Here is a 9525-nt window from a genome sequence, read left to right as displayed (position 1 = left end):
CTCGGCGTAGACCGGTGCGTCATACATCGCCACCTGGTCGGGCATGGCCACGACCGGGCCGGCGCGAATCCTGGGTCAGGCCCGCGCCATCGCCGGCGCCCCGATGAACTCCATGATCGCCTCGTTGACCTGGTCGGCGTTGGTCCACGGGGTGCCGTGCGGCGCGCCCTTGAGCGTGACCAGCCGGCTGTCGGAGAGCATCGGCTGGAGCCGCTGGCCGGTCTTCGGGTACGGCAGCACCATGTCCTTGTCGCCCTGGACGATCAGCACCGGTACGTCGATCCGCGACACGTCGGCCCGGAAGTCGGTGCCCCAGGCGTCCACGCTGTCGTGCGTGCCCTTCGCCGAGGCCCGCGCGCCGATCTCCCAGTGCGCCCGGTACGCCTCTTCACTGACCAGTTTGCCCCGGTTCTCGTCGTAGTTGAAGAAGTTGTTGCAGAACTGGGTGAGATAGGCGAACCGGTCCTTCACGATGGCCTGTTTGAACCCTTCGAAGAGGCTCGCCTCGACACCCTCCGGGTTGTCCGACGCCTGCTTCAGATACGGCGCGAGTGGTGCCAGCAGGACGGCCCGGTCCACCCGGTCCGAGCCGTACGCGCCCAGGTAGCGGGTCACCTCGCCGGTGCCCATCGAGTGGCCGACCAGGATCGCGTTACGCAGATCCAGCTCGGTCATCAGCACGTCGAGGTCGGCGGCGAAGGTGTCGTAGTCGTACCCGAACGTCGGCTGCGCCGAATTGCCGAAACCACGCCGGTCGTACGTGATCACCCGGTACCCGGCATTGAGCAACGGGCCGGAGATCTTCTCCCAGGTCGCCCCGTTGAACGGGAACCCGTGGATCAGCACGATCGGCTGACCGGAGCCGTGGTCCTCGTAGTACAGGTCGATGGGCGCGGAGTTCTCCGTGCCGACGGTGATGAAGGGCATTGCGTCCTCCTGTCCAGGGTGGGAGATCGAGCCTTCCCCGGCACAGGCACGTTATTCCTCGCCGCCCCCGTCCCCGGCGGGGTGCGTCAGAGGACGTACGGGTGGTCCACCACCTGGTCGTCGGTGACCTCGTTGCCCGGGGCCCACACCTCGTAGACACCCCGTTCGTGGCACTGTGCCCCGACCGCGGCCACCGCGTCCGGATTCGGATGACGCAGCCGCAGTCGCAGCCAGCCCGACTCCTCCCGGAGCACCAGACACGGCACCCCGCGCCAGGCGGCCAGGCGCAGCCGGCGGGACGCCCCGTCGACCGGGTACCGGGCGGCCCGGGTCAGCGCCAGCACCCGGAACCCGCCGGGCAGGTCGGCCACCGCCTCGTACTCGCCGCCCGCGTACGTGCCGACCAGCCGGGTGGAGCGGGGCGCGTCGCCGGTCGGCACGTACTCCTGGTCCGGTGACAGACCCGGCACCGCGGCGAGCAGGTGCCGCCACTGTGGGCCGACCATCCGCAGCCAGCCGCGCTGCTCGGCCTGGTAGGCGTAGAGCACCACCTCCAGCCCCTCCGCCGGGTAGGCCAGCAGGGTGGCGTTCGCCGGCATCGGCAGGTCGGCGAAGTCGCGGGTGACGAACTCGGGGATCAGATGGTGGCTGCTCGGCGTGAACCCGGTGCCCAGCACCGCCGGCCCCAGCCGGTCACGGGCGCCCAGCGCGGTCAGGCCCCGGTACGACGCACCGGACGGCACGTCGTAGTCGCCGGGGTCGGCAGCGCGCCAACGCAACGCGTACGTCACCTCCACCCCGTCCCGGTCGCCCCCGCCGTCGGTGCGTAGCACGGTGGTGGCCGCCGGGGTGCGCAGGTGCGCCACGTCGTGTTCGCGGTAGCAGAAGCCGTGCGGCAGCAAGCCCCGCACGTACCCGGCGAGCTGCCGGGCGGAGAGGATCTTCATCATGCGCGTGCCACGCCGTACCGTGGCCGAGGCTCGCACCGCCGTGACCAGCGGGTCGTCCGAAGCACCGGGCTGCTGGCCGAGCCGGTGCACCTCCGTCCAGCCCCGCTCACGGTGCAGCGGCACCAGCAGCGGCGCCTCCGGTTCCTCGGTCGGCTCGGCCGCCCCGTGCACGGCGGTGACCTCGGTGACGTGCACGAACCGTCGCCACGGCAGCGCCGAGTTCTGCCGGGGGGCCCACTCGAAGCCGGCCACCTCGTCCGCGCTGAACAACTCGTACGCGGCGCCCCGGGCGATCTCCTCCGCCGGGTAGACCGCGCCGCCGAACGCCACGCGCAGGCCCGTCCGCTCCGGCGCCGTACCGTCGGTCCGGGAAGTGATGCTCACGTCGTCGGCTCGCTTCGCCCACCGACGACACGGGGCACCGAGCCGCCGTGCTGGATAACACGCTCGCAAAGCCCGCTCACGTCGTCACCTCACTTCACGCATTCATCCGGCGACGGTAGGGGCGTCCGGCGTAGTCGAGGTGAACTGCGGGTGGCGGTCGGGTGGACTCGGCCAGTGTGTGATGCTGTCGACTGATGAGCGAATCGACCGAAACCCGCAGCCAGCGCGCATCTCGCCGGGCCGGCGAGTTCCCGCCCGCACCCGAGCCGCTGCCCCAGCCGGTGCTGGACAGCCACACCCACCTGGACATCACCGTCAGCGAGGTCGGCGTACCGGGTGGCAGCGCCGCCGCCGAACCGGTCGCCGCAGCGATCGAGGTCGCCGCCGCCGTGGGCGTCGACCGGCTGGTGCAGGTCGGTGTGGACGTCGACTCCTCCCGCTGGGGTGCCGAGGTGGCCGAGAAGTATCCGGCGGTACTGGCCACGGTGGCGCTGCATCCCAACGAGGCGCCCCGGCTGGCCGACCTCGACGCCGCGTTGCGCGAGATCGAGGCACTGGCCGCCCGGGACCGGGTGCGCGGCGTCGGCGAGACCGGGATGGACAGCTACCGCACCGGCGACGAGGGCCGCGCCGCGCAGGAGGAGAGCTTCCGCGCGCACATCGCCATCGCCAAGCGGTACGGCAAGACCCTGGTCATCCACGACCGGGACGCGCACGCCGACGTGCTGCGCATCCTGGACGACGAGGGCGCGCCGGACACGGTGGTGCTGCACTGCTTCTCCGGTGACGCCGAGTTCGCAGCCGAGTGCGTCCGCCGGGGGTACCTGCTCAGCTTCGCCGGCACCGTGACCTTCGCCAGCGCCGGGGCACTGCGCGAGGCCGCCGCGTTGACCCCGCTCGACCAGATCCTGGTGGAGACCGACGCGCCGTACCTCACCCCCGTGCCGCACCGGGGACGGCCGAACGCGTCGTACCTCATCCCGCTGACCGTGCGGGCCCTTTCCGCCACCACCGGCACCGACCTCGACGAGCTGTGCGCCGCCATCTCCGCCACCGGCGAACGCGCCTTCGGCCCCTGGCACTGACCGGGGGGTGAACTGTTAATAGGGGGCCCCTCCTCTACCGGAGGCGTTAATAGGGGGCCCTTCCTTGGCCCGTAGGCTGTCAGGTTATGGCCGCAGACCTGCTCGGACCGGCGGAGATCCGGGACCTCGCCGCCCGGCTCGGCGTCGCACCCACCAAGAAGCTCGGCCAGAACTTCGTGCACGACCCGAACACCGTCCGCCGGATCGTCACCACCGCCGGGCTCACCCCCGACGACGTGGCGCTGGAGGTCGGCCCGGGGCTCGGCTCGCTCACCCTCGCCCTGCTGCCCGCCGCCGCCCACGTGCACGCCGTCGAGATCGACCCGACGCTGGCCGGCGCCCTGCCCGACACCGCCGCCCGGCACGCCGGCCCGGACGCCGCCCGGCTCACCGTGCACCACGCCGACGCACTGCGGATCACCGCCGCAGACCTGACCGACCCGGCGCCGACCGCGCTGGTGGCGAACCTGCCCTACAACGTCGCCGTGCCGGTGGTGCTGCACCTGCTCGCCGAGCTGTCCAGCCTCCGGCACGGGCTGGTGATGGTGCAGAAGGAGGTCGCCGACCGGCTCGTCGCCGGCCCCGGGTCGAAGGTGTACGGCATCCCGTCGGTCAAGCTCGCCTGGTACGCCCGCGCCCGGGCCGCCGGGAAGGTGCCACCGAACGTGTTCTGGCCGGTGCCCAACGTCGACTCCGGCCTGGTGGCGTTCACCCGCCGCGAGCCGCCCCGGACGGACGTGGCCCGGGCCCAGGTCTTCGCCGTGGTGGACGCCGCCTTCGCGCAGCGGCGCAAGACCCTGCGCGCGGCCCTGGCCGGCTGGGCCGGCGGTGCCGACCGGGCCGCCGCGGCGCTCACCGCCGCCGGGGTGGACCCCGGTGCCCGCGGCGAGTCGCTCACCGTCGAGCAGTTCGCCGCCGTCGCCGCGTCGGCCCCGAGCCGTACGCCAGCCGCGCAGTAGGCTGACGCGGACGCCGGAACCGGCCGCCGACACCGCCGAGGAGCTGATCGTGGACAAGTCGTTCGACATCCGGTCGCGGGTCCGGGACATCACCCCGTGACCGAGGCCTGGCGTCCGGAGGACGACGAGGAGCGACGCGGAGCCAGCGGACCGGTCCGCGTACGGGTGCCCGCCAAGGTCAACCTGCACCTGGGGGTCGGCCCGCTGCGCCGGGACGGCTACCACGAACTGAACACCGTCTACCACGCGATCTCGATCTACGACGAGCTGACCGCGCGACGAGGTGACACGCTCACCCTCACCATGGAGGGCGAAGGCACCGGCGAACTGGCCCTCGACGACTCCAACCTGGTCATCCGGGCGGCCCACGCCCTCGCCGGATACGCCGGCGTGATGCCGCACGCCCGCCTGCACCTGCGCAAGCAGATCCCGCTCGCCGGTGGGCTCGCCGGCGGCAGCGCCGACGCCGCCGCCGCGCTGGTCGCCTGCGACGCGCTGTGGGGCACCGGCCTGTCCCGCGACGAACTGGCCGGCATCGCCGCTGACCTCGGCTCGGACGTGCCGTTCCTGATCCACGGCGGCACCGCGCTGGGCACCGGCCGGGGCGAAGCGGTCAGCCCCGTCCTGGCCCGCCCCACCTCCTGGCACTGGGTGGTCGCCATCGCCGACGGCGGACTCTCCACCCCGCAGGCGTACCGCGAACTCGACCGGCTCCGCGACACCGGCGCCGCCGGCCCGCCGCTCGGCAGCACCGACGCGCTGCTCGGCGCGCTCCGGCAGCGCGACCCCCGGATGCTCGCCCCCACCCTCGGCAACGACCTCCAGGACGCCGCCCTGGCCATGCGCCCCTCGCTGGCGGCCACCCTGAAGGCCGGCGAGGCGGCCGGAGCACTCGCCGGCATCGTCTCCGGCTCCGGGCCCACCTGCGTCTTCCTCACCGCCGACGCCGCCGACGCCGAACGCGTCGCCGCCGAGTTGGAAGGCGCCGGCGTGTGCCGGCAGGCCCGCACCGCACACGGCCCGGTCCCTGGCGCCCGGATCACCTGACGCGCCAACCCCGCCCCGCCCGACCCGGGCGGGGCGTCCGCGTACCCTGGAAGGCCAGGCGTCCCCAGGTGCCCGCCGGCACCGGGACGCCTTGATCATGGAAGGTGGGGGAGTGGCCAACATCGTCAACCTGGACCGGGTGTCCAAGGGCTACGGCGCGGCCGGGCCGCTGCTCACCGATGTCTCGCTCGGCTTGGAGGACGCCGACCGGATCGGTGTGGTCGGGCTCAACGGCTCCGGCAAGTCCACCCTGCTGCGGCTGCTCACCCGCACCGAGGACCCCGACGACGGCCGGGTCACCCACCGCCGCGACCTGCGGGTCGCCTGGCTGCCGCAGAACCTCACCCTCAAGCCCGACGCCACCGTCCGCGACGTCGTCCTCGGCACCGAATGGCTCGCCGAGAGCATGGGCGCCGAACACGAATGGGCCGGCGACGCCGGCGTACGCGCCATCCTCGACGGCCTCGGCATGCCCCACCTCGGCCTCGACGCGCCGGTCGGGCCGATGTCGGGCGGCGAGCGCCGCCGGGTCGCCCTGGCCGCCCTGCTGGTCCGCGACGCCGACCTGCTCATCCTCGACGAGCCCACCAACCACCTGGACGTCGGCGGCGTCGACTGGCTGGCCCGGCACCTGCTCGGCCGCAAGGGCGCCCTGGTCGTGGTCACCCACGACCGCTGGTTCCTCGACGCGGTCTGCACCACCACCTGGGAGGTGGCCGACCAGACCGTCCGGGCCTACGAGGGCGGCTACGCCGCCTGGATCCTGGCCCGCGCCGAACGCGAGCGGGTCGCCGCCGCCACCGAGGCCCGCCGGCAGAACCTGCTCCGCAAGGAGATCGCCTGGCTGCGTCGCGGCCCACCGGCCCGCACCTCGAAGCCGAAGTTCCGCATCGACGCCGCCAACGCGCTCATCGCCGACGTACCGCCGCCGCGCGACACCATGTCGCTGCAACGACTGGCCACCGCCCGGCTCGGCAAGCAGGTGTACGACCTGGAGCAGGTCCGCCTGCACGCCGGCCCCAAGACCATCCTCGACCACGTCACCTGGCAGGTCGGCCCCGGCGACCGGGTGGCCATCCTCGGTGCCAACGGTGCCGGCAAGACCACCCTGCTGCGGATGCTCGCCGGCGTCACCCGCCCCGACGGCGGCCGGCTGATCACCGGCAGCACCGTCCGAGCCGCGTTCCTCTCCCAGGAACTCGCCGAACTCCCCAGCGAGCTGCGCGTCCTCGAAGCCGTCGAAGAGGTCGCCCGGCGGGTGCGCCTCGGCGACCGGGAGATCTCCGCCGCCCAGCTCGCCGAGGTGTTCGGCTTCGACGACCGGCGGCTCTGGACCCCGGTCGGCGACCTCTCCGGCGGCGAGCGCCGCCGGCTACAGATGCTGCGCCTGCTCGCCGGCGAGCCGAACGTGCTGCTGCTCGACGAGCCCACCAACGACCTCGACACCGACACCCTCGCCGCGCTGGAGGACCTGCTCGACTCCTGGCCCGGCACCATCGTGGTGGCCAGCCACGACCGCTACCTCATTGAGCGGGTGGCCGACTTGGCGTACGGGCTGTTCGGCGACGGCCGGCTGGTACACCTGCCCGGCGGCGTCGACGAGTACCTCGCCCGGACCACCGACCGCCCCGCACCCGGCCGGAACGCCGCACCCGCCGCTGCCGTGACCACCGCCCCGGCCGACGGCACCGGGATGAGCGCCGCCGAGGCCCGGCAGGCCCGCAAGGAGCTGGCCCGACTGGAACGGCAGGTCGGCAAGCTGGAGCAGAAGGAGGCGGCGCTGCTCGACCAGCTCGCCGCGAACGCCACCGACTACGGCAAGGTCGCCGAGCTGGACGCCCAACTCACCCAGGTACGGACCGAGCGGGAACAGGTCGAGGAGGCGTGGCTCGCCCTGGCCGACGAGATCCCCGCCGGCTGACCCTGCGGCCACCAGCGGCAGCGACCCGACCTGCGGCTACCGGCGCCCCGCGGGGACCCCGTGTGCGGCGTCACACCGCGGGGTGCGGGAGAATCGCCGACGACCCCTCACCCAACGGCGTTGGAGACACAGACATGGCCCACACCCCCGTCAACCACCCCGCGCGGCCGATCTACCGGGCGATCGGCGGGCTGACCGGTCTGTACCTGGTGGTCTTCGGTGTGATCGGCTTCTTCGCCAGCACCGGGGAGCCCTTCTTCGGCCAGGGCGACACCCAGGCCCTGGGGCAGGGCACGAACCTCGGCTTCTCGCTGTTCAGCATCGTGGTCGGCGCCCTCGTGCTGGCCGGCACCGCGATCGGTCGCAACCTCGACGTGCTGGTCAACCAGTGGATGGCGTACCTGATCATGGTGGTCAGCCTGGCCGGGCTCGCCTTCGTCCGGACCGAGGCCAACATCTTCAACCTGAGCGTCGCCACGGTCATCGTGCTGATGGTCATCAGCATGGTGCTGCTGATGACCGGCATGTACGGCAAGGTCGGCACCGACGAGGAGAACGAGGCGTGGCAGAAGGCCCGCCTCGTGCTCTGAGCTTCCTGCTGGTTCCGCTTGAGGTTTTCGCCGGAGCCCGACCCGCTGCTCCGGGCGGTCAGGCCTGATCCCTGCGTGGGTCGGGCTCCGGCGAAAACCTGTCGTGGTCCTGCTTCGTCCGAGCCCTGCGGCCGGCGGGGCGGGATCTTTTTTGTGGCGCGGCTCGGCATGGCGTTTTGCGGGACGCCAGGTTCCTGCCGGGGGGACAATTGTTCCGATTGTTCCTGTTGGCGTGGAGGAGTCATGCCGCACTTCCCGGTGAACCACCCCGCACGGCCGATCTACCGGGTGCTGTCCGGCCTGATCGGGCTGTACATCCTGGTCTTCGGCGTCTGGGGCACCGCACTGACCGTGGGGAAACCCCTGTTCGGCCGGGGCAGCGACTGGGCTCTCGGGCTCCGCACCAACCTGGCCTTCTCGCTGGTCTCCATCGTCTTCGGGATCGTGCTCATCGTCGGCGCCTCCCGACGCGGCAACCTCGGCCACTACATGAACCTGACCGCCGGCGGCGTCTTCCTGGTCACCAGCATCCTGATGATGTCGGTGCTGCAGACCCCCGCCAACTTCCTGAACTTCTCCATGTCGACCGTGGTCGTCTCGATGCTCTTCGGCCTGGTCCTGCTCGGCACCGGCCTGTACGACAAGGTCGGCCCGCCCGAGCATGCCGAGGCCGAACGCAACCGTCGCTACCACCCGGTCGCCGAGATCCACCGCCGCCGCTGACCGGCTCAGCGGGCGGCCCGCGCCACCGACGGAGCCGGTCAGCGACCGCGAACGGTGATCAGCCCCGGCTTCGCCTCCAGGTGCGACAGCCCGTTCCAGGACAGGTTCACCAGGTGCGCGGCCACCGTCTCCTTGCGCGGCTTGCGCACCTCCAACCACCAGCGGCCGGTCAACGCGACCATGCCCACCAGCGCCTGCGCGTAAAGCTCGGCCAGCTTCGGGTCGTACCCCCGGCTGGAGAACTCCGCGCCCAGGATGTGCTCCACCTGATGCGCGACGTCGTTCATCACGCTGCTGAAGTTGCCGGTCGCGGAGAGCGCCGGCGACTCCCGCACCAGCACCCGGAACCCGCTCGTCTCCTCCTCGATGTACCCGAGCAGGGCCAGCGCCGCCTGCTCCAGCAACTCCCGCGGATGGCCGGCGGTCAGCGCCGTGGTGATCCGGTCCAGCAGGGACCGGACCTCCCGGTCCACCACCACCGCGTAGAGGCCCTCCTTGCCGCCGAAGTGCTCGTAGACCACCGGCTTGGAGACCTTGGCGCGGGCCGCCACCTCCTCGATGGAGGTGGCGTCGAAACCGCGTTCCGCGAAGATCTGCCGACCGATCGAGATCAGCTGCTCGCGACGCTGGGCCGCCGACATGCGTACCCGCGAGGTCGGCTTGGCCGACCCGGCGGCAACCGTCCGTCGCCGGCGCTTGCCGCCCTCCTCGCTGGGAACCTCGGCCATCTCGGCACCTCGCTGGCGCTCGGAGACGCCCTGTCGTGGGATGCTGCCTGCGTTCTGCCCGGTCACCCGAACATACTGTCAGGTAACTTGCCCGTCGGCCGCCCGGTTACCGCTACGCCGCCGCCTGGTCCGCCGGCTTCACCAGCTTCGCCGCGATCCGCTCCGGCTTCGGCCAGCGGACGTCCCACGCCGCGCCCACCTTCTCGAACAG

Annotated in this window: 9 protein-coding genes; 6 read left to right on the top strand and 3 right to left on the bottom strand. The window is 72.4% G+C overall.

All coding sequences use genetic code 11. The features are described from left to right. Positions 1 to 75 precede the first annotated feature (75 nt). Positions 76 to 927, bottom strand: coding sequence for an alpha/beta hydrolase (locus AB0M52_RS24750; protein ID WP_363958070.1), 852 nt, complete (start codon positions 925 to 927; stop codon positions 76 to 78). 86 nt (positions 928 to 1013) lie between these two features. Beyond that, positions 1014 to 2261 carry a hypothetical protein gene (locus AB0M52_RS24745; protein WP_363958067.1) on the bottom strand — a complete coding sequence of 416 codons (1248 nt, stop codon included), beginning with the start codon at positions 2259 to 2261 and terminating at the stop codon, positions 1014 to 1016. A gap of 194 nt (positions 2262 to 2455) precedes the next feature. On the opposite strand from AB0M52_RS24745, the gene AB0M52_RS24740 reads away from it, so the two are divergent. The 6 genes from AB0M52_RS24740 (at position 2456) to AB0M52_RS24715 (ending at position 8586) form a co-directional block, all read left to right on the top strand. Then, complete coding sequence (locus AB0M52_RS24740; RefSeq protein ID WP_363958064.1) at positions 2456 to 3346, top strand: TatD family hydrolase; 891 nt, start codon at positions 2456 to 2458, stop codon at positions 3344 to 3346. Between the two features lie 86 nt (positions 3347 to 3432). Next, entirely contained in the window at positions 3433 to 4305 is an 873-nt protein-coding gene (gene rsmA, locus AB0M52_RS24735) for a 16S rRNA (adenine(1518)-N(6)/adenine(1519)-N(6))-dimethyltransferase RsmA (RefSeq protein WP_363958061.1), read from the top strand. A gap of 96 nt (positions 4306 to 4401) precedes the next feature. Next, entirely contained in the window at positions 4402 to 5352 is a 951-nt protein-coding gene (locus AB0M52_RS24730) for a 4-(cytidine 5'-diphospho)-2-C-methyl-D-erythritol kinase (protein ID WP_363958058.1), read from the top strand. Between the two features lie 112 nt (positions 5353 to 5464). Next, positions 5465 to 7273 (top strand): ABC-F family ATP-binding cassette domain-containing protein, encoded by a 1809-nt coding sequence (locus AB0M52_RS24725; protein WP_363958055.1) that lies wholly within the window; start codon positions 5465 to 5467, stop codon positions 7271 to 7273. Between the two features lie 134 nt (positions 7274 to 7407). Next, the gene (locus AB0M52_RS24720) at positions 7408 to 7863 is read left to right on the top strand and encodes a DUF4383 domain-containing protein (RefSeq protein ID WP_363958052.1); all 456 of its coding nucleotides are present in this window, start codon (positions 7408 to 7410) and stop codon (positions 7861 to 7863) included. 243 nt (positions 7864 to 8106) lie between these two features. Continuing rightward, positions 8107 to 8586 carry a DUF4383 domain-containing protein gene (locus tag AB0M52_RS24715; protein WP_363958049.1) on the top strand — a complete coding sequence of 160 codons (480 nt, stop codon included), beginning with the start codon at positions 8107 to 8109 and terminating at the stop codon, positions 8584 to 8586. Between the two features lie 38 nt (positions 8587 to 8624). Here the strand turns inward: AB0M52_RS24715 and AB0M52_RS24710 are convergent, their stop codons facing one another. Further along, positions 8625 to 9314, bottom strand: a complete 690-nt coding sequence (locus tag AB0M52_RS24710; RefSeq protein WP_363958046.1) for a TetR/AcrR family transcriptional regulator — start codon at positions 9312 to 9314, stop codon at positions 8625 to 8627. Between the last annotated feature and the right edge of the window lie 211 nt (positions 9315 to 9525).

Source organism: Micromonospora sp. NPDC051296 (assembly GCF_040682255.1).
GTDB lineage: Bacteria > Actinomycetota > Actinomycetes > Mycobacteriales > Micromonosporaceae > Micromonospora > Micromonospora craterilacus.
This window is presented reverse-complemented; position numbering and strand designations above follow the sequence as displayed.